Source organism: Allobosea sp. WAO, from assembly GCF_001509835.1.
Lineage (GTDB): Bacteria > Pseudomonadota > Alphaproteobacteria > Rhizobiales > Beijerinckiaceae > Allobosea.
This window is the reverse complement of sequence record NZ_JXTJ01000008.1, coordinates 493,522-512,461: the sequence shown is the minus strand read 5'-3', so window position 1 is coordinate 512,461 and position 18,940 is coordinate 493,522. Positions and strand designations below refer to the sequence as shown.

The following is an 18,940-nucleotide window of genomic DNA, read 5'->3' as shown; positions in this document are numbered from 1 at the left end:
CGCCGATGAAACGGCTGCTCGGAGCCCTCGCAGCGATCATGCTCGCCTTCGTGCCGACGGCGCAGGCCGCCCTGCCTCTGGAAGCCTGGGAGCTCTACCGGCAGAAATTCGTCATGGAGGACGGGCGCGTCGTCGACGACGTGAACGGCGCGATCAGCCACAGCGAGAGCCAGGGCTACGGTCTCCTACTCGCCTGCCTCGCTGGAGACCGCACGAGCTTTGCCCGCATCCTCGCCTTCACCCGCACCGAGCTGCTGATCCGTGATGACGGGCTCGCGGCCTGGCGCTGGGACCCGAAGGCGACGCCGCGCGTCACCGACGTCAACAACGCGACCGATGGCGACCTGCTGATCGCCTATGCGCTGAACTGCGCCGGCACAGCCTGGACAATGCCCGGCTACACCAACGCCGCGCGTCAGCTGGCGCGGAACATCGCGAAGACGACGTTCCTGGCGCGCGGCAGCGCGACCTGGCTGATGCCGGCCGTGAGCGGCTTCTCCGAGAAGGACCGCGCCGACGGGCCGGTGATTAACCCGTCCTACTGGGTCTTCGAGGCCCTTCCGGTAATGGCGCGGCTGACCGGCGACAATAGCTGGCTCAAGGTCCAGGCGACCGGGCTCAAGCTGCTCGACACGCTCGCCAAGGCGAACATGCCCGCGCCCGAATGGATGTCGGTCAAGGCCGAGCCGCGGCCGGCCGACGGCTTCCCGGCGCAGTTCGGCTACAATGCGATGCGCGTCCCGCTCTATCTGCTGCGGGCAGGCCTCGCCGAGCCGGCGCGCCTCGCGCCATTCCGCGAGGCCTGGGCCAATGGCCCCGCCATCGTCGATGTCCGTACCAAGAAGGTCGTCGAGGAGCTCTCGGATCCGGGCTATCGCATCCTCGTTGCAGCGATGGCCTGCGCCATCGACGGGACCGCGATCCCGCAGGATCTGAAGTCGTTCCAGCCGACGGCCTATTACCCCTCCACCTTGCATCTGCTCACCCTGGCGATGCTGAGCGAGAGGTACGCCCGATGCATGTGAAGGCAATCCTGCTCGCAGCGGTGGCATCGGGAGCGCTCTTCTACGGCCTCGGCCGCTATGGGCAGGGCGTTGAGTTGCCGGCAGTGGCCCAGCCCGGCACACCCGGCGCCCTAGCGCTGGAGCAGCCGCACGCGGAGACGGGCGAGGCGAGGTCGGAGTTCGCCCAGGCGCAACAGCAGGGGAACCAGCCGCCCGGCGGGCGCCAGGCCCAGCCGCAGGCGCCGGTGGACGAAAGCGCCCTGCGCTATTTCGCCAGCCAAGGCGACACCCGACGCTTCGAGGCGGAGCTTGCCCGCCTGCGGGCACTCTATCCGCAATGGCGGCCGCCAACCGACCTCAACACGCCGATCCCGGCCGGCGACCCCGAGCTCGAGCGGATGTGGAAGCTCTTCGCCGAGGGCAAGCTCAGCGAAGTCCGCGCCGCGATCGCCCAGCGCGCCACGAAGGAGACCGGCTGGAGCGCGCCCGCCGACCTCGTCCAGCAGCTCGACCAGGCCGAGGCCGGGATTCGCCTCGTCAACGCTTCCAATGCCCGGCAATGGGAACAGGTGATCAGGATCGGCACCGAGACGCCCGCCCTGCTCACCTGCGCCAATGTCGACGCGCTCTGGCGTGTGGCCGAAGCCTTCGTCCGTACCGAGCGCATGGACCGGGCGCGCGACGCGTATTCCTACGTGCTCGCCAATTGCGAGAAGGCCGAGGAGCGCATCGGCACGATGCAGAAGGCGCTGGGAACGCTGCCGGACGAGCAGATCAGCGCCCTGCTGGCGCTGGAAAAGCAGAACGAATTCACGAGCATTCGCGACGAGCTCGCCCGCCGCCGCGTCGGCCGGGCGTCGGAAGACCCGAAGCTGGTGGTGAGCGCCGACGATCTGCGCCGGCTCGAGACGCTCGCCAATGCCGAGACGACGCCGGGCGACCCGATCCTGCTCGGCTTCTATGCCCTCCATCATGGCGAACCGGCCAAGGCTTCTGACTGGTTCCGCATGGCGCTCGCCCGCAATGGCGGTGCCAAGGCGGCGGAGGGCGCCGTGCTCGCCTTCGCAGCCAGCGGAAAATACCAGGAGGCCGAGGCGCTCGGCTCGCAATGGCTGGAGGCAGGCCAGCCCAACCGCAAGGCCTATCTCGACGCCCTGACGGCGCTGCTGACGCAGGAGCCGCCGCCGCGCCTGGACCCGGCCGTGCTGGCGCGCATCGTCAAGACGGTCAGCGGCGACCGCTATGCGCTCGGAGCCGCGGCGCTCGGCTGGTACGCCTATAACTCCGGCCAGATCGTGCCGGCCGAGACCTGGTTCGAGACCGCCCTGGCCTGGGACAAGACGCATGAGCCGGCCGCCTTCGGGCTCGCCCTGTCGCGCCAGCGGCTGCGCGACACGGCGGGCCTCCAGGCGGTCGTCGCCGAATGGCGCGGGCGCTCGCAGCGCATCGCCGATATTCTCGATCCGCGTCGGCGCGCCCTGCGCTCCCGCGAGCCGGCACCGCGCGAGGTGCGCACCGTGCCGGCTGCGCCCGAACGTGAGCTGGTGGAACGTGCTCCGGCGGAACGGATTTCTCCCGCTCCGCCCCGGACCGCTGTGCCGGCCGAACGCCGTGTCACCAGAAGCGAGCCTGTCGAAGACTATATCCCCGTCGAGCGTCCGCCTGCCGTCCGTGAAACGGCGCGTGCCACCGGCCCGGGCAGCTGCGGCAGTGGTAATTCGGGAGCCGCAGCGCTGGCGCGCGGCTGGTGCCTGCTCAATCTCAAGCGCCCGGCCTCCGCCATGCAGGCCTTCGAAGCGGCGATGCGGACCAGCACCGGGCAGATCGCCGCCGACGCCGCAGCCGGCAAGGCCTATGCGGCGATCCAGCAGGGGCTCACCACCGAGGCGAGCGCTGCTGCGGCCTCCGCTGCGCTGCCGCCCGCACGGCGGCGCGAACTCTCGGCGCTGCTCCTGGCCGAGCGCTTCTATGCCCAGTACGACGCGAAGAACTACAATGCGGCGCTGATCACGCTGGGCGAGCGCGCGAAGTACGCGCCAGAAACCACGGACCTGATGCTGATGCGCGGCTGGTCGTACTTCAACTCGGGCCGGTACTCGGATGCGCGCAGGGTCTTCAGCGCACTCTACAAGATCGACAGATCGCCGAAGGCCCTCGCCGGGCTGAGCGCGATCGACGACGCGACCCGCCGGAACCGGTATTAAGGCGCGTTCCAGTCAGGTGACAGTCAACGACGGGCTGGCCGCTCAGCCGACAGGCTGCTCCCCGTCATCCTGGACAAGCCGCGCAGCGGCGCAGCTCCGGGGTCCATCGGAAGGCCCTGCGCTCTACGATGGATCCCGGCGCTCCGCTGCGCTGCAGCCGGGATGACGAGTATGGGTGTCAGAGCAGTGCCGGGCTCCATCGTAGGCCGCCTTCAGCTCTTGTGCTTGCCGCCGCTCGAGCCATTGCCTTCGCTGGCCAGTTCCACACGGGCGCGCTTCATGGCCTCGCGGGCCTCGGCGTCGAGCTTCGGGAACTGCGGGTCGAGTTCCTCGAGCTTGTCGGCGATGGCGGCTGCGACGACGAGGCGGCTGAACCATTTATTGTCAGCCGGCACGACATACCAGGGGGCGTGCTTGGCGGCCGTGCCGGCGATCGCCTCCTCATAGGCGTTCATGTAGTCCGGCCAGCGCTTGCGCTCGGCGAGGTCGCCGGCGTCGAACTTCCAGTTCTTGTCGGGCTCGTCGATACGCTCGAGCAGGCGGCGGCGCTGCTCGCCCTTCGAGACATGCAGGAAGAACTTCAGGACGACGGTGCCGTTGCGCGCGAGATGGCGCTCGAAATCGCGGATGCTGTCGAAGCGTTCGTCCCAGATGTCGTCCTTGACCAGCGCCGGCGGCAGGTTCTGCTTGGCGAGGATCGCCGGATGGACGCGGGCGACCAGCACCTCCTCGTAATAGGAGCGGTTGAAGATGCCGATATGGCCGCGCTGCGGCAGGGCGCAGCTCGTGCGCCAGAGGAAATCATGGCGCAGCTCGACCGTGCTCGGCGCCTTGAACGAGGTCACCTCGCAGCCCTGCGGATTGATGCCGGACATCACATGCTCGATCATGCCGTCCTTGCCGGCGGCATCCATCGCCTGCAGGACGATGAGCACCGACCAGCGCCCCTCGGCGTAGAGGCGCTCCTGCAAAGCGTGGAGGCGCTTGGTCCCGCTCGCGAGCAGTTCCTTCGCATCGTCCTTGTCGATATCGAGGCCCGCAGTTTCGCTGGGGTCGATATCGGCGAGCTTGAAGCCCTTCCCCTCCGTGATACGGAAACGCTTGATCAGGTCTTCTTTCAGCATCGTCATCGCTCCGGCGGACACACGGCCTTCCAGTCGGCCTCGATGTCGATGACGACCCAGCCTCCGGGTTCGGCCCTCAGTGAGGGGCTGGCCGAACTTAGCGAGATGCGAACCGGGGTCATAGGCCCATTCGCATGGCACAGCGAAAGCTAGGCTTCGCCGGCTGCGATCGAGCGCGCGATCGCGACGAAACGCCGGAGCACCGGTGTCTCGCGGTCGAGCGGCCAGGCGGCGACCAATTCGGAGACCGTCGAATCCAGCCCTTTCAGCGGCCGGTAGACGACATTCTCCAGATTGAGCCGCGACACCGATTGCGGCACCAGCGCGACGCCGATGCCTCCGGCGACCAGACCAATCATGGTATGGATCTGGTGGACCTCCTGCGCCACCTGCGGCTCGAAGCCGGCGCGGCGGAAGGCGGCGCGAAAACGGCCTTCGACGTACCGACGCTTGCCTGGCGGCGTCATGATGAAGCGCTCCTCGCGCAGCGCGGTGAGCGGCACTGCCGCCGCTTGCGTCAGCCGGTGGCCGGCCGGCAGCGCCACCATGTAGCTCTCGCGGAACAGGGGCAGCGTGCCGAGGCCGGGCTCGCTGAACATCGGCCGGAGCAGTCCGACATCGATGCGGCCGGAACGCAGCGCCTCGATCTGCTCCTTGGTGACCATCTCCTGCAGGATGAGCGAGACCTCCGGCAGCTCCCGGCTGAGCCGGGAAACCAGCACCGGCAGGATATTGAAGGGACAGGCTTCGACGAAGCCGATGGTGAGGCGACCGATCTGTCCCTCCGCGGCACGGCGGGCGCCCGCCACCGCCAGATCGAGCTGGCGCAGGATCGCCAGCGCGTCGTCCTGGAAGTTCCGGCCGGCATCGGTCAGCGCGACCCGGCGCTTGGTGCGCTCGAACAGCTTGACCGCCAGCGTTTCCTCCAGCTTGGCGATCTGCTGGCTGAGAGCCGGCTGGGTCACACCGAGCCGCTCCGCCGCCCGCACGAAATGCAGCTCCTCGGCGAGGGTCACGAAAAAGCTGAGCAGTCTCTGGTCCATGAGCCGAAACTAGAGCTCGAGACTAATAAGCAAAACTAATTTCTCGATGACTTGCTATTGGCTCAGTTTTCGAACCGATGTCGGCGCAACCAGAGACGCCGCGGGTGGGAGGTTTCCGGAATGAGCGTGACGCACAAGAGCAGGCTGCCTCGCCTGCTGGGCCTGTCGGCGGCGCTGGTGATCACGCCGGCCCTGTTCTCGGCTTCCGCTAAGGCGCAGACCGCCTGGCCGAGCAAAACCATGCGGATCGTCGTGCCCTACCCGGCCGGCGGCAATGTCGACCTTCTCGGGCGGCTGATCGGGCCGAAGCTGAGCGAGGCGCTCGGCCAGCCGATCGTCATCGACAACAAGCCCGGCGCCGCCGGCGCTATCGGTGCGACCGATGCGGCGCGCTCGGAGCCGGACGGCCATACCCTGCTGATCGGCGACATCGCGACCCATGCGATCACCCCGGCCTTGCAGGACAAGCTGCCCTACAACCCGCTCACCGATTTCACCCCGGTGATGCGGCTCACCTCGGTCTCGCTGCTGCTGGTGATCAATCCCAAGAACCCGGCCAAGGATTTGGCGGCGCTGCTCGCCGATGCCAAGGCCAATCCGGAGAAGGTCACCTATGCCTCGGCCGGCGTCGGCACGCCGCAGCAACTCGCCTTCGAGTTGCTGAAGGAGAAGACCGGCATCAAGGCGACGCATGTGCCCTATCGCGGCTCGGCCCCGGCGATCAACGACGTCATCGCCGGCCATGTCACCGCGATGATCGACGGTACGGCCGTGCCGATGGCGCGCGAAGGCACGCTGCGCGCGCTCGCCGTGACCGGAGCGAAGCGCTCGGCCGCCATGCCTGACGTTCCGACCGTCGCCGAGGCCGGCGTCCCCGGCTATGAGTTCGCCTCCTGGCATGGCGTCTTCGTGCCGGCCGGCACGCCGCCGGCCGTGGTCGAGCGGCTGAATGCCGAGCTCAACAAGATCGTCGCCGATCCCACGGTGCGCGAGCGCATGGCGGCGCTCAATATCGAGCTGGTCGGCGGCACCTCCGCCGCCTTCGGCGACTTCATCAAGGCCGAGACCGGCAAGATCGCGGAACTCGTCCGCATCTCCGGCGCCAAGGCGAACTGAGCAGGCCCATGCAGCGCGTCTCCGGCGATCAGGCTGGCAATCCAGCAGCGGGAGCAGTGTCCTCCCCGCCTGGCGACCGCCATGTGCTGTTCGTCACGGTCGATCAATGGCCGGCTCGCCTGCTCGGCATCGCCGGCCACCCGACGGTGGAGACGCCGACGCTCGACCAGATCGCCCGCACCGGCACGCGCTTCACCAACGCCTATGCCGAATGCCCGATCTGCATTCCGGCCCGGCGCTCGATGATGACGGGCACGAGCCCGCGCGGCCATGGCGACCGGGTCTTCCAGCCGGCGCTGCCGATGCCCGAGGGGATGCCGACGCTGGCGCGCTCCTTCCGCGATGCCGGCTACCAGACGGCTGCGATCGGCAAGCTCCATGTATATCCGCAACGGGACCGGATCGGCTTCGAGGAGGTTCTGCTCGCCGAGGAAGGCCGCGGCCATCTCGGCGGCATGGACGATTACGAGCTGTTCCTGACCGACAAGGGCCAGCCCGGCCAGCAGTTCATGCACGGCATGAGCAACAACGAGTACAGCTGGCGGACCTGGCATCTGCCGGAAGAGCTGCACGTCACCAACTGGATAACCTTCGCGGCGGCGCGCACGATCAAGCGGCGCGACCCGACGAGGCCGGGCTTCTGGCACGTCTCCTATACCCATCCGCACCCGCCGATCGTGCCGCTGGCGAGCTATTTCGAGCGCTACCGGGCGCGCGATGTCGACGCGCCGCTGATGGCGGACTGGGCCAGGGACCCGGCGGCGCTGCCCTATGCGGTGCGCGTCGCGCACAATTACTGGGAGCAACTTCCGCCGGCGCAGCTCGCCGACATGCGCCGCGCGGTCTATGCGCTCTGCACCCATATCGACCACCAGCTGCGGATCCTGATCGGGACGCTGCGCGAGGAAGGCCTGCTCGACGACACGATCATCCTGATCTGCGGCGACCATGGCGACATGCTCGGCGACAACGGCCTTTATGCCAAGCGGCTGATGTACGAGGCCTCGGCCGGCGTGCCGATGCTGCTCTCGGGAGCGGCCGGGGACAGCCGCGTCGGGACCGGCGTCACCGATCGCCGCCTCGTCGGGCTGCAGGACATCATGCCGACCCTGCTCGATCTCTGCGGCCTGCCGATTCCGGAGAGCTGCGAAGGCCTCTCGATGGTCGGCGAGCAGCGCCGCGACATCCTCTACGGGGAATCGCTCGAAGGGGCGAAGGCGACCCGCATGGTGAATGACGGCCGCTACAAGCTGATCTGGTACCCGGCCGGCAATCATGTCCAGCTCTTCGATCTCGACGAGGACCCGCAGGAAATGGCCGATCTAGCCGGCGATCCCGGCCACGCCGAAATCAGGGCACGCCTCGGTAAGGCGCTGGCGGCAAGGCTCTACGGCGAGGACGAAGCCTGGCTGCGCAATGGCGAACTTGTCGGCATGGCCGAGCCCGAGCTCGTCATGGCGCCCAACCGCGGCCTCTCCGGCCAGCGCGGCCTGCATTATCCGCCGATCCCGCCGACCGATCCGGCCAAGGCGGTCGGCTCGGGCTGATTGCTGCGCGGGCGAGCCTCGCCGGCCAGCCCGCCCTTCAGTCCCTCGAATAGGCCCGCGGCATCAGGCTGCGGGCGAACCAGTCGACGAAGCCGATGATGTCGAAGACGGGGCGACCGGTCGCCCTGGCGATGGCGGCCGAATGCGGCGGCAGATTGGTACATTCGCACAGGATCGCACCGACATTCGGGTGTTTCTCGACCAAGGCTTGGGCGGCCGCGACCACCTCCTGCTCCAGCGTCGCGAAATCGGAGACGCCGCCCTTGGCGCCATAAACCTGGCGGAACAGGCTGTCCGGTGCCAGGCCCTCGATCGGCGTATCCGTCCGTACGCCGACGGCAGAAAGATGGCGCGCGCTCAAGGCCTCGGGCGCGAAGGTCAGGATGCCGACCTGCTGGCCGGCCGGCAGCATCGCCTCGATCAGCGGCGCCTGCAGCAGGCTGCTGGTCGCAACCGGTACGGGCAGCGCCGCCGCGAGTTCCTTCTGCAGCAGGGCGAGGAAGCCGCAGCTCGTGGTGATGCCGCGCACGCCACAGGCGACGAGATCGAGCGCCGCATCGATGAAGGGCTGCAGGAAATCACCCGGCCGACCATGCACGATCGCGGCCGGGTCGGCACCGCGCACGACGCGGAACTGCACCGGGGTGGACCAGCTCCTGGCATTGCCGATGTCGCCCGGAAGCCGCCGGAAATGCGTGTCGAGCATCAGGATGCCGATGCCGAGATCGCCGACAGTACCCGCCTGCGCGCGCGATATGTCCGTGCCGTTCGTCATGCCGCGCTCCTCGGGTTGGTCAGGCCGCCCTCCTCCGCACTAGCCGCGAAGAACCAGGAGAGGAAGCGGTTGGCGCTCAGTGCGAAGAACGGAACTTCTTCCTGCGCGCAAAGGCCCGGCGCGCCGATCACACCGGTACGCAGGAGATCGAGCACCGCCGCGACATGCGCGGCGGCAGTGCGGCGCATCGCGCTGACCGTGCTGCCGCCGATCTGCGCCGGGAAAACCTCGCGGGTAAATTGCTCCTCGACCGAGCGCCCATTCTGCCGGGAGGTCGCGCTGATCGAGATGAGCAGGCGATCGTCGACGATCTCCGGCAGCGCGTTGAGGAAAAGGTTGCGCAGCAAATCGGTCCTGCCGCGCAGTTTCAGGTCGTCGAGCAGGAAGCGCATATAGTCGAGATGGCCGGGATAGCGGATCGTGCGCGAGGTCAACCGGGCGACCTGGCCTTCCAGGCGCGCGCACAGGCTCGCCGGGATATTGCCGGAAACGAAGTCCTCATAGTCGTGCCCGCAGAGGCGCAGGCGGCCGAGATCGCTCAGGGCCGGCAGGTTGGCGCGCGCACCATCGACCAGCGCCGTCGAGGGCTGGATGTATTCGCGCAGCAGGGCATCGACGTCCCAGGTCAGACCGTAGCCGAGCCGATTGGCCGGCTCGCGCGGCAAGGTGCCGATGCGGACATCGACCTCCGCCTTCGCCGAGGTCCGGGAGACCAGATCGAGCACCAGCTGGGAGACGAGCCCGGGCGCGATGCCGCATTGCGGGACGAAGCAGCCGGCAGCCGAGCGGGCCTCGCTACGGACAGCGTCGAGCCCCGCGGTATCGTCACCGAGATCAAGATAATGAATGCCGCTGCGGCGCGCGGCGGCGGCGACCATCGGCGTCGCCGAGGCCGGCAGGGCTGCGACCACCGCTTGCGACTGCCCCAGGAGCCGGTCTAGCTGGGCGCTATTGCCGGGATCGATCTCAGCCAGTGCCAGGCCGAGTTCCTCGCTCCTGCGGCGGGCGGGCTCGGTCGGATCGACGAGAATGACCTCGAACTCCGGTGCCTCCCTCAGGATCAGTGCTAGTGCCGAACCGACCCGGCCGGCTCCGACGATGATGACCCTGAAGGGATGTTCGACCTGTCGCACGGGCTCAGCCATGGAAGCGCGCGAGGAACGCCTTGAGGCGCTCATTGTCGGGGCGTCTCAGGATGGTTTCGGGCAAGCCTTGCGCCACGATGCGGCCATTCTCCATGAACACGACCCGGTCGGAGACGTCGGCGGCGAAGGAGATTTCGTGGGTGACGATGACCATGGTCATGCCCTGATTGGCGAGATCGCGGACCACGCCGAGCACCTCGCCGACGAGCTCCGGATCCAGCGCGCTGGTGACTTCGTCTAGCAGCAGCGCATCAGGCTGCATGGCGAGTGCTCGGGCGATGGCGACGCGCTGCTTCTGGCCGCCGGAGAGCTGGTCCGGCCGGGCATCGCGCTTCTCGGCGAGGCCGACCTTGGCGATGTAGTCCATCGCGATCTCGACCGCCTCGGCGCGCGACTTGCGCTGCACGATCACCGGGCCCTCGATGACGTTCTCCAGCACGCTCATATGCGGGAACAGGTTGAAGTGCTGGAAGACCATGCCGACATGGCGGCGCAATTCGCCCTGCCCGAGCATCTCGCCGCTGCCGCGGTGCTTCTCGCCGACGCGGCGGTTGCGGAAGAGGATCTCGCCGGCGTCCGGCTTCTCCAGCATGTTCATGCAACGGATGAAGGTCGACTTGCCGGAGCCTGACGGCCCGATGATCGAGACCACCTCGCCGGCCTTGAGGGCGAGGTCGATGCCGTGGAGCACGGTCAGTGCCCCGAAACATTTGGTGATGCCGCGTGCCTCGAGCACGATGTCGGAGGCGCTCTGGGGTGAAACCGAGGAAGCGGATGCGAGTGAAACGGAGGTCATGGGCGCTCTCGCTCAGTTGCCGCGGCGCATGCGGTATTCGATGTAGTCGGCGAACTTCATCATCGGGAAGAGAATGACGAAGTAGAGCACTGCGACGACCGTGTAGGATTCGAGCGGCCGATAGGTCTGCCCGTTGACGATGCTGGCCATGTAGGTCAGGTCCGCGACCGAGATCACCGAGACCAGCGAGGTGTTCTTGAACTGGGTGACCGACTGGTTGATGAAGGCCGGCATCATCCGGCGGATCGCCTGGGGCAGTATGATGCGCCGCATCACCTGCCAGCCGGACATGCCGATCGCCGCGCCGGCCTCGAACTGCCCCTTGTCGATCGAGACTATGCCACCGCGGAAGACCTCGGCATAGAATGCCGCCGCATAGAGCGAGAGCGTCAGCAGCGCCGCAGCCCAATTGGGCATGTCGAAGCCGAGCAGCAGCGGCAGCGCGTAATAGATCCAGAGCAGCTGGACCAGCAGGGGCGTGCAGCGAAACAGCTCCTGGAAGCCTTGCGCGAACCAGTTCAGCGGCCCGATGCCCGAGAGCCTGGCGAAGCAGACGGCGAGACCGAGGACCAGGCCGATCGCGATCGAGCCCACCGTGTAGACGACGGTGATCCACGCCCCCCACAGGAAGAGATCGCTGGCCTGGATGATCGGGGCGAAGCTCCAAGTATACATGTCTTGCTAGCCTTCCTTGGAGGGCGGCCCTTTTCGGGCCGCCCTATGCTTCAACCGCCGAAGCCAAAGCCTTCCGGCATGTCGTCGAGCGTGATGCCGAAGGGCGCGAGGCTGTTGACGATCCAGGTCTGGTTGTTGCCGATCCGGCGGTTGTACTCGGCCCAGGCCGAGATGAAGGAGCGCCACTTCTCGTCGCCCTTCCAGTTCAGCGCGACGACCGAAGGCGTCGAGAGCACCGGGCTCGGCACCATCACCTTGCCGATGCCGTTCGCCTTCTTTGTCATCACCAGCCCGTTGAGCATGGTGTTGACGAGGCCGTCGGCCTTGCCGCTGACCACAGCCACGATCGCCTCGTCGCGCGTCTTGAAGCGCAGCATCTTGGCCTTGGGCAGGTATTGCTGGGCGATCAGGTCCTGCGAGGAGCCAAGATCGACCGCGAAGGTGTATTTGGGATCGTTGAGTTCGGCCCAGCTGAGCTTGGAGAGCTCCGGCTTCGGCGAGACGATGACGAAGCTGTTGAAATAGGTCGGCGCCGAGAAGGCGACGGACATGGCGCGCTGCGGCGTCGCGGTCACGCCAAGGGCGAGGTCGACCTTGCCGCTCTGCACGTCGAGGATCGAGTTCGGCCAGCTCGACTCGACCACTTCCAGCTTGACGCCGAGCGTCTTGGCGATGTCGCGCGCCATCTCGATGGCGAAGCCGCGCCATTCGCCGGTACGCGGATCCTTGTTGAAGTAGGGATCCTCGTTGATGATGCCGGGGATACGCAGCACGCCGCGCGAACGTACGGATTCGATGCTGTCCTGCGCCTGAACCGGCGACTGGAATGCCGCCAGCCCCAGGCCGGCCGCAAAAATGGCACTGATGATCTTCTTCACGACAATTGCCTCCGTTCCCTTGCCGATGATCTTCGGTCTTGCCCCCGGCTTGCCGGGTTATCGGAGGAGCCTAAGGAAGGCACCTCTGCAAACAATGCGAGAGTAGGCCGCTCGCCTACCGGTTTTCTTATATGTTCCTGGTGCCTTCGAAGGCGGCCAGGCTGGCTTCGAGCGCTTTCAGGTTCTCGGGCCGGAGCGGCGCGAGTGGCGCGCGCACCTCGGCCGAGATCGCGCCGCTGCGGGCCAGCGCTGTCTTGACCGGCACCGGGTTGCTCTCGATGAAGAGATGGCCGGTGACATCGAACAGCGCCTGATGGAGACGGCGCGCTTCGCGCACCTCTCCCCTGTACCAGGCAGCGCACAGCGCCACGACCTCGCGCGGCAGCAGGTTCGAGGCGACGCTGGTGACGCCATCGGCGCCGACAGCGAGGAACGGCAAGGTCAGGCCGTCATCGCCGGAATGGATGACGAAATCCTCGCCGAGCGCCCGCCGCAGCTCGGTGATCCGTTCGGTCCTGCCGCCGGCTTCCTTGATCCCGACGATATGCGGATAGGCCTTCGCCAGCCGCGCGGCCGTCGCCGGCGCGATCTCGACGCCGGTCCGTCCCGGCACGCTGTAGAGCATGATCGGGACGGTCACCGCTTCCGCAATGGCGGCGAAATGGTCGAGAAGGCCGTCCTGCGAGGGCTTGTTGTAATAGGGGGTGACGACGAGGATGCCGTCGACCCCGAGCGCCTCCGCGCGCTTCGCCTTGGCGACGGCAAGGGCGGTCGCGTTCGAGCCGGTGCCGGCCATGACGAAGGCACGGCCGTTGGCGGCGGCGACCGTGATGCGGATGACCTCGTCGGCCTCCGCCTCGGAGAGGGTCGCGGCCTCGCCCGTGGTCCCGACCGGCACCAGGCCGGCGATGCCGGCAGCGAGCTGGGCGGCGATCAGGCGCTCGAAGGCGGGGACATCGACCGCGCCGTCGCGGAACGGGGTGACGAGGGCGGTGAAGACGCCGGTGAGGCGCCGGCGCAGCTCTGAATCGATCATGGCTCTCTCTTCCATCTCACTCAGTCGATGACGACCTTGGTCTCGCTCATTTCGCGCAAGGTCATGTGGATGCCTTCGCGGCCGAGCCCGCTGGACTTGATGCCGCCGAAGGGGACGTTCTCGGCGCGGAAATCCGGGCCTTCGTTGATCATCACGCCGCCGACCCGCAGTTCACGCGAGAAGCGCTTCACCAGCGCATGGTCATTGGTGAAGACGCCGGCCTGCAGCCCGTAGGGGCTGTCGCTGACCTCGCCGATCACCTGGCCGGGATCGCTGAAGCGCCGCACCGCCAGCACCGGGCCGAAGGTCTCGCTGCGAACGAGCTCGGCTTCCGCCGGAACATCGTCGAGCAGGGTCGGTGCAAACACCGTTCCACGGCGGCGCCCGCCGGCGACGATCCTAGCGCCCTGCGCGACAGCGAGCTTGACCCGCCGCTCGACCTCCGCCGCCGCCGGCTCGTCGATGACGGTGCCCATCACGGTCGCTGCATCGGCGGGATCGCCGGTGCGGACATCCCCGATCCGCGCCGCGATGCGCTCGATCATCGTGTCCCGGATCGCCTCATGCAGATAGAGGCGCTTCACCGCGGCGCAGCTCTGGCCGGCGATCTCGAAGCGGTGCTCGATCGCCGTCTGCGCGGCACGGTCGAGATCGGCATCCGGCATCACGATCAGTGGGTCGTTGCCGCCGAGCTCCATCAGGCAGCGCACCAGACCCGAGGCGTTCTTGAGCGCGAGGCCCGCGGCCGGCCCGCCGGTGAAGCTGAGGAGATCGATATCGCCGCTGGCGATCATCGCCGCGACCTCGGCGCCGCCATGGACGACGCTGAACAACCCCTGCGGGAAGCCCGCCTTGGCCGCGAGCTCGCCGAGGCGCTCGGCCGCGAGCGGAGCCTTCGGCGACGGCTTGGCGACGACCGCATTGCCGGCGGCGATCGCGGGGCCGAGCTTGTGGCAGAGCAGGTTGAGCGGATAGTTGAACGGCGTGATCGCGCCGACGATGCCGGCCGGCTCATAGGTGATCGCCGCGAGCTTGCTCGGAGCGCCCGCCACGATCGCGGTCGGCAGAACCTCGCCATGCAGGACGGTGATCGCGTCGCCGCTGAGGCGCAGCGTGTTCTGGGCGCGGCGGACCTCGTTGCGCGCCTCGGTGATCGTCTTGCCGACCTCGGCACAGATGATCTGCGCCATCCCTTCGGCATCCTCGGCGAGCAGCTCGGCGAGGCGATGAAGCAGGCCCTTGCGCTCTGCCGGCGTGCTGAAGCGGAAGGCGCGCCAGGCCTTGCGGGCAGCCCGCAGCGCATCGGCGACAGCGACCTCGTCGGCGGCGTCGACTTTGCCGACACTCACGCCGGAAAAGGGGTTGAAGACGTCGATCGTCGGCCGGGCGCTGCTTCTGAACGATTTTGCGAGAGTGCCATTCACGGCTCTAGGTCTCCGTTTGATCCATCGAGAAATTGGCGAGCGCGGCGAGAGAAACCGGTCGTAGCGGCCAGCGCGGCGGCGAAGCCGAGGGCAGTGCCTCGCCACGCAGTTCAGCGAGCATCGGGCCGCAGAAGCGCCCCTGGCAGGCACCGAGCCCGAAGCGCCCCATCAGCCGGATTTCCCGGGCCGAGGCGTCGGCCGGCAGCGCGGTGAAATCCGCGTAGCGGCGCCCCTCGCAGCGGCAGATCATCGTTTCCGGCGTCGGGAGCGTGGACGGACTGCGCAGCGCTTCGGCAAGATCGCGCTGGAAAGCACGCGCCTTGCCGAGCGCAGCTTCGAGCGGTGCAACGGGAGCAGCTTGCCCGAGGCTCGCGAGCACTGCGGCGGCGGCGCGCCGGCCATCGAGAATGGCGGCATCGGCACCGAGAATCTCGCGTCCGTCTCCGGCGAGCAGCACGGGAATCTCTGCCCCGGGAGCCGGCAGGGGTATACCGGCACGGTTCGGTTCGAGCCCGTCATGGACCAGCAGATGGCGCGCCTGCAGCAGGCGCTCGATCTTGCCGAGCCGGACGCGGATGGCGAGCCCCTGTCCTACCTCGCTGACGCCGAGCACCTCGCTGGCAGTTCGATAGGGCACGCGCTTCCAGGCGAGCGTCGTCGCGTAGGCGGCCGCTTCGGTGAGCTGCGGCCCAGCAGTCGCAAGGCCGGCCAGTGTCTTCGGCCGACGCCAGGGATTTCCGCGCTCCAGCACCGCCAACGGCGGGTTGCCGGCGCGGGCGAGCTGCGCCGCGACGGCGAGCAGCAGCGGGCCGGTTCCCGCGACGACGATCGGGCCTTCCGGCGGTCTGCCGGTCTCCTTGAGCAGGACCTGGGCGCCACCGGCGCTCGTCACGCCCGGCAGTTCCCAACCCTCGAACGGGCGGATCCTCTCGACCGCGCCCACCGCGACGATCGCTGCCCGGACGCGGCGCGCAAAGACGCGGCCAGCCCGGCGATCCTCGAACAGGAACCGCCCTGCGCCATCTATCCCGAGGAAAACGCTGGATGTCCGCAGCTCGATCCGTGCCGCGGCCCGTTCCAGCCGGGAGGTCAGCTCGGTCCAGTTGCGCCGGTGCCGTGCCGGGCCTCTCCAGACCTGCGGCGCACCGGGAGCCGGCTGACGATGGATGGCGCCACCGAGCCGATCGCGCTGCTCGATCAGCAGCACCCGCAGACCGGCTTCCGCCAGGGTTACGGCCGCAGCGACGCCCGCAGGCCCGCCTCCGACGACAAGGATGGGCAGCTCAGTCATGGCCAGCTCACTCATGGCGCAGTCCGAGGCTGGGCGGCGGAGCGAGGCGCATTCCCGAACGCGCCGGCGTCAGGCAGGCCTCGACAGCGCCCTCGCCCGCGACCGCGACGACACAGGCCTGGCAGGCGCCGATGCCACAGAACACGCGCCCGCGCACAGCTCCGCCCTCAGGCCCGAGATCGGCGATGCCGGCGCGCAGCAATGCGGCGGCGATGGTCTCGCCCGGCCGGAAGGAGACCGGGCGGTCGATCCAGTAGAAGCAGGGGTTCATGCCAGAGCCTCGACGGCGGCGAAGCGCTGCGGTGCGAGCAGGGAGAGATCGACGCCCGGCGCCTCGCCGAGGATCATCCGGGCGGCGCAGGCGCCCATGAACGGGCCGAGGCAGATGCCGTCGCCCTCGAAGCCGGTTGCGACCGTGACGCCGCCGAGATGTGGATGCGGGCCGATGATCGGCAGGCCGTCGCGCGAGGCGGTGCGGACGCCGGCAAAGGTCCGCAGCACGCGGCGCTCGCGCAGCGGCGGATAGAGATCGAGCGCATCCCGCAGGATCGCCGAAATCGTCACGGCGTCGGTCGTCTGGTCGGAGCGATGGTCCTCGCGGCTGCCGCCGATCAGGAACTGGCCGGTAACCAAGGGATCGATGACGAGGCCGATATGGGCGTTGTCGCGGACGATGCCGCGCTTGGCGGCGAGGTAGGAGGCCGCCATCAGATGGCCGTCGATCGCCGGTCGGCCGGCGGCGGCGCGGTCGGTCACGACCATCTGGCCCTTGCGCGGGATCAGGATATCGCCGAGCCCGAGCAGGCCGACCGAGCCGATCCCGGCGGCGACCAGCACGGCATCGGCCGCCAGCATCTCGCCCCGGACCGCGACGCCGACGGCCCGACCGGCCCGCATGACGATCTCGGAGACGGGTGCGTTGCGCCGAACCGTGACGCTGCTCCTCTGCAGCAGGCGCTGGGTGATCTCGTAGCCGAGCGCATGCCCGTCATCGGGAATTTCGAGCGCGAAGCAGACGCCGTCGCCGAGACCGGGAATGCGGTTGAGCAGCGTCGGCCGGTCGACATCGAGCACGCGCTCGCCGGCGGCGGCGAGATCGGCGCCGTGCTCGGCGACGAGCTCGGCTTCGAGCGGTGTGCGGGCGACGAGGAAGGTCGAGCGGCGGTGGAACAGGCCGCGCAGCAATCCATCGGCCTCGCAGCTGCCATAGAAGGCACGGGCATGACGGGCGAGGTCCATCATCGGCCCGGGCTTCTTGCTCGCGACAGAGACCGCGCCATCCGAAGCCCCCGTCGCGCCGGCGGCTGGGCCGGAAGCGTCGAGCAGCGTCACCCGCGCCCCGGCCGCCGCCAGGAAATGCGCGGCGGCAGCGCCGACGATTCCGGCGCCGACCACGGCGACATGGAGGGAGAGAGAGCGGGCCATGCGAGGCGACGGGGCGTCCTGAAAAGCGATGCGCGAACCTCGTTCGCTTCGCCTTTCGGGTCGATCCAAATGATCCGCCCCGACTTGCACCATTGTTTGCAAGTGGCGGAACCGGGCCGCCTATGGATAAGAGTGAGGCTCCCCGCCGCGGAACGAACCATGCGCGAAGCCAATCTGACGCTGATCCAGACCTTCTTCATCGTCGCGCGCGACGGCTCCTATTCGGCTGCGGCGCGCAAGCTGGGGATGAGCTACCAGTCGGCCGCGAACCATGTCCGCCGGCTCGAGCAGGTTCTGGAGGAGCGCCTCGTCCTGTCCGAGCAGGGCGCCAAGACGGTTACGCTGACGCCGCGCGGCCGCAGCCTTTACAAGCTCCTGCTGCCGGAGCTCGACACGGTGCTGGCGCGGCTCGACCGCACGCTCGACAAGGAGCGGCCGGTGCTGCGCATCGGCCTGCCGCAGGCGATCTTCTACTATCTGCTGCCGCCGATCCTCGCCCGCTTCCGCGAGCTCTTCCCGCAGGTCGAGATCCTCGCCTATGAGCGCGACACCGCCCTGCCCGAGATGATCAAGGATGGCAGCCTCGATCTGTGCATCACCGAGCGCTACTTCGGCGACCCGAACGTGCCGCAGCACCTGGTCTGCACCTATCGGCCGGCGCTGGTCTTCCCGACCGCCTGGGGCGCGGCGCCGGCGCCGGGCAAGACCCGGGAATGGGCGCAGGGGCGCCCGTTCGTGACCTATGAGCCCGGCCAATTGCTGCGCAACCTCGCCATCGACTATCTGCGCCCCGACGGGTCGGAGATGGAGATCGCGATCTCGACCTCCGGCAGCTCAAGCGTGAAGCGCTGCGTCGAGGCCGGGATCGGCTTCGCGATCATCCCGGCTTGGTGCCTGGACGGCAGCGAGACCAGCATCGCCGGGCTCGAAATCGCTGAATTGCCGGAGATCCCGATCTATTTCGGCGAGGCGAGCTTCCTCGCCCGCAACCCTTATGTGGTCACGTTGCGCCAGCTCTGCGGCAACCTGATGCCGACGGCACCCGGCCCGCAGCTTCCGGCCGCTTGACGCCATTCCTTGCCCATCTATGGTCGCAGCCGATCATGGTTCTCTAGGCGTCACGGCCTGGAGCTAAGAGGGAATTCGGTGAGGCGCTTCGCGCCGAGGCCGAGGCTGCCCCCGCAACTGTAAGCGGCGAGCTCTCCACCCATCGTCCACTGGCGCTCCGGCGCCGGGAAGGCCGGGCGGAACCAGCATCGACCCGCGAGCCAGGAGACCTGCCCTGATCATCGGAAGGTCTTTCGGGCGGGGTGCTCCGGAGGGTTGCGGACAAGCGCGGCACAACAATCCTGCCGCTCCGTCGCAATCGCCTGCTTCCCGCCTTCATCTCGGGGAGCGATGAATCCAGATGCCCATCTTTACGAGCGCCGCCGGCGCCTTTGCTCGCACCAGCTTGA

Annotated in this window: 17 protein-coding genes and 1 riboswitch; of the genes, 5 read left to right on the top strand and 12 right to left on the bottom strand. The window is 68.2% G+C overall.

Features of this window, described 5'->3' with window-relative positions; translation table 11 throughout:
- Positions 1-5: 5 nt before the first annotated feature.
- Together DK26_RS17255 and DK26_RS17250 are read left to right on the top strand one after the other, a co-directional pair.
- Entirely contained in the window at positions 6-1,025 is a 1,020-nt protein-coding gene (locus DK26_RS17255; RefSeq protein ID WP_157089694.1) for a glycosyl hydrolase family 8, read from the top strand.
- Positions 1,016-3,208, top strand: a complete 2,193-nt coding sequence (locus DK26_RS17250; protein ID WP_066475047.1) for a tetratricopeptide repeat protein — start codon at positions 1,016-1,018, stop codon at positions 3,206-3,208. Before DK26_RS17255 ends, DK26_RS17250 begins: the two co-directional genes overlap by 10 nt.
- Positions 3,209-3,420: 212 nt before the next feature.
- Here DK26_RS17250 and DK26_RS17245 read toward each other — a convergent pair whose 3' ends face one another.
- Positions 3,421-4,332, bottom strand: a complete 912-nt coding sequence (locus DK26_RS17245) for a polyphosphate kinase 2 family protein (protein ID WP_157089693.1) — start codon at positions 4,330-4,332, stop codon at positions 3,421-3,423.
- Positions 4,333-4,481: 149 nt separating this feature from the next.
- A complete protein-coding gene (locus DK26_RS17240; protein ID WP_066475043.1) occupies positions 4,482-5,375 on the bottom strand; it encodes a LysR family transcriptional regulator in 894 nt (297 codons plus the stop codon).
- A gap of 120 nt (positions 5,376-5,495) precedes the next feature.
- Between DK26_RS17240 and DK26_RS17235 the strand changes: the two genes are divergently transcribed.
- Positions 5,496-6,491: a tripartite tricarboxylate transporter substrate binding protein gene (locus tag DK26_RS17235; RefSeq protein WP_066475035.1), complete on the top strand. Its 996-nt coding sequence runs from the start codon at positions 5,496-5,498 to the stop codon at positions 6,489-6,491.
- A gap of 8 nt (positions 6,492-6,499) precedes the next feature.
- Positions 6,500-8,038: a sulfatase-like hydrolase/transferase gene (locus DK26_RS17230; RefSeq protein ID WP_083533291.1), complete on the top strand. Its 1,539-nt coding sequence runs from the start codon at positions 6,500-6,502 to the stop codon at positions 8,036-8,038.
- A gap of 37 nt (positions 8,039-8,075) precedes the next feature.
- Here the strand turns inward: DK26_RS17230 and DK26_RS17225 are convergent, their stop codons facing one another.
- The 10 genes from DK26_RS17225 to DK26_RS17180 all read right to left on the bottom strand — a co-directional run bounded on the left by DK26_RS17225 (position 8,076) and on the right by DK26_RS17180 (position 17,483).
- Positions 8,076-8,813 carry an aspartate/glutamate racemase family protein gene (locus tag DK26_RS17225; protein WP_066475033.1) on the bottom strand — a complete coding sequence of 246 codons (738 nt, stop codon included), beginning with the start codon at positions 8,811-8,813 and terminating at the stop codon, positions 8,076-8,078.
- On the bottom strand, positions 8,810-9,958 hold the full coding sequence (locus DK26_RS17220; protein WP_066475031.1) for a saccharopine dehydrogenase NADP-binding domain-containing protein: 1,149 nt from the start codon (positions 9,956-9,958) through the stop codon (positions 8,810-8,812). Before DK26_RS17220 ends, DK26_RS17225 begins: the two co-directional genes overlap by 4 nt.
- Complete coding sequence (locus DK26_RS17215; protein ID WP_083533289.1) at positions 9,951-10,754, bottom strand: amino acid ABC transporter ATP-binding protein; 804 nt, start codon at positions 10,752-10,754, stop codon at positions 9,951-9,953. The genes DK26_RS17220 and DK26_RS17215 overlap by 8 nt, the downstream gene beginning before the upstream one ends.
- A gap of 12 nt (positions 10,755-10,766) precedes the next feature.
- Positions 10,767-11,429, bottom strand: a complete 663-nt coding sequence (locus tag DK26_RS17210) for an amino acid ABC transporter permease (protein WP_066475030.1) — start codon at positions 11,427-11,429, stop codon at positions 10,767-10,769.
- 50 nt (positions 11,430-11,479) lie between these two features.
- Entirely contained in the window at positions 11,480-12,307 is an 828-nt protein-coding gene (locus DK26_RS17205) for a transporter substrate-binding domain-containing protein (RefSeq protein ID WP_248310005.1), read from the bottom strand.
- A gap of 127 nt (positions 12,308-12,434) precedes the next feature.
- Positions 12,435-13,343 carry a 4-hydroxy-tetrahydrodipicolinate synthase gene (gene dapA / locus DK26_RS17200; protein ID WP_066475029.1) on the bottom strand — a complete coding sequence of 303 codons (909 nt, stop codon included), beginning with the start codon at positions 13,341-13,343 and terminating at the stop codon, positions 12,435-12,437.
- A gap of 20 nt (positions 13,344-13,363) precedes the next feature.
- Positions 13,364-14,767: an aldehyde dehydrogenase family protein gene (locus tag DK26_RS17195; RefSeq protein ID WP_066475028.1), complete on the bottom strand. Its 1,404-nt coding sequence runs from the start codon at positions 14,765-14,767 to the stop codon at positions 13,364-13,366.
- 4 nt (positions 14,768-14,771) lie between these two features.
- A complete protein-coding gene (locus tag DK26_RS17190) occupies positions 14,772-16,058 on the bottom strand; it encodes an FAD-dependent oxidoreductase (RefSeq protein ID WP_066475021.1) in 1,287 nt (428 codons plus the stop codon).
- A 7-nt stretch (positions 16,059-16,065) separates the two neighbouring features.
- Positions 16,066-16,329: a 2Fe-2S iron-sulfur cluster-binding protein gene (locus DK26_RS17185; RefSeq protein WP_066475019.1), complete on the bottom strand. Its 264-nt coding sequence runs from the start codon at positions 16,327-16,329 to the stop codon at positions 16,066-16,068.
- The gene (locus DK26_RS17180) at positions 16,326-17,483 is read right to left on the bottom strand and encodes an FAD-binding oxidoreductase (protein WP_066475017.1); all 1,158 of its coding nucleotides are present in this window, start codon (positions 17,481-17,483) and stop codon (positions 16,326-16,328) included. The genes DK26_RS17185 and DK26_RS17180 overlap by 4 nt, the downstream gene beginning before the upstream one ends.
- A gap of 159 nt (positions 17,484-17,642) precedes the next feature.
- Here DK26_RS17180 and DK26_RS17175 point away from each other — a divergent pair, with 159 nt between their 5' ends.
- Entirely contained in the window at positions 17,643-18,551 is a 909-nt protein-coding gene (locus tag DK26_RS17175; protein WP_066475015.1) for a LysR family transcriptional regulator, read from the top strand.
- Positions 18,552-18,570: 19 nt separating this feature from the next.
- Positions 18,571-18,783: riboswitch (cobalamin riboswitch) on the top strand.
- The last annotated feature ends 157 nt before the right edge of the window (positions 18,784-18,940 follow it).

What these genes read in the sequence shown, in the direction of transcription:
- DK26_RS17245 (WP_157089693.1), bottom strand. Translation starts at nt 4,332, where the DNA reads ATGCTGAAAGAAGACCTGATCAAGCGTTTCCGTATCACGGAGGGGAAG.
- DK26_RS17185 (WP_066475019.1), bottom strand. Translation starts at nt 16,329, where the DNA reads ATGAACCCCTGCTTCTACTGGATCGACCGCCCGGTCTCCTTCCGGCCG.
- DK26_RS17190 (WP_066475021.1), bottom strand. Translation starts at nt 16,058, where the DNA reads ATGACTGAGCTGCCCATCCTTGTCGTCGGAGGCGGGCCTGCGGGCGTC.
- DK26_RS17215 (WP_083533289.1), bottom strand. Translation starts at nt 10,754, where the DNA reads ATGACCTCCGTTTCACTCGCATCCGCTTCCTCGGTTTCACCCCAGAGC.
- DK26_RS17235 (WP_066475035.1), top strand. Translation starts at nt 5,496, where the DNA reads ATGAGCGTGACGCACAAGAGCAGGCTGCCTCGCCTGCTGGGCCTGTCG.
- DK26_RS17175 (WP_066475015.1), top strand. Translation starts at nt 17,643, where the DNA reads ATGCGCGAAGCCAATCTGACGCTGATCCAGACCTTCTTCATCGTCGCG.
- DK26_RS17240 (WP_066475043.1), bottom strand. Translation starts at nt 5,375, where the DNA reads ATGGACCAGAGACTGCTCAGCTTTTTCGTGACCCTCGCCGAGGAGCTG.
- DK26_RS17210 (WP_066475030.1), bottom strand. Translation starts at nt 11,429, where the DNA reads ATGTATACTTGGAGCTTCGCCCCGATCATCCAGGCCAGCGATCTCTTC.
- DK26_RS17225 (WP_066475033.1), bottom strand. Translation starts at nt 8,813, where the DNA reads ATGACGAACGGCACGGACATATCGCGCGCGCAGGCGGGTACTGTCGGC.
- dapA (WP_066475029.1), bottom strand. Translation starts at nt 13,343, where the DNA reads ATGATCGATTCAGAGCTGCGCCGGCGCCTCACCGGCGTCTTCACCGCC.
- DK26_RS17220 (WP_066475031.1), bottom strand. Translation starts at nt 9,958, where the DNA reads ATGGCTGAGCCCGTGCGACAGGTCGAACATCCCTTCAGGGTCATCATC.
- DK26_RS17255 (WP_157089694.1), top strand. Translation starts at nt 6, where the DNA reads ATGAAACGGCTGCTCGGAGCCCTCGCAGCGATCATGCTCGCCTTCGTG.
- DK26_RS17230 (WP_083533291.1), top strand. Translation starts at nt 6,500, where the DNA reads ATGCAGCGCGTCTCCGGCGATCAGGCTGGCAATCCAGCAGCGGGAGCA.
- DK26_RS17180 (WP_066475017.1), bottom strand. Translation starts at nt 17,483, where the DNA reads ATGGCCCGCTCTCTCTCCCTCCATGTCGCCGTGGTCGGCGCCGGAATC.
- DK26_RS17250 (WP_066475047.1), top strand. Translation starts at nt 1,016, where the DNA reads ATGCATGTGAAGGCAATCCTGCTCGCAGCGGTGGCATCGGGAGCGCTC.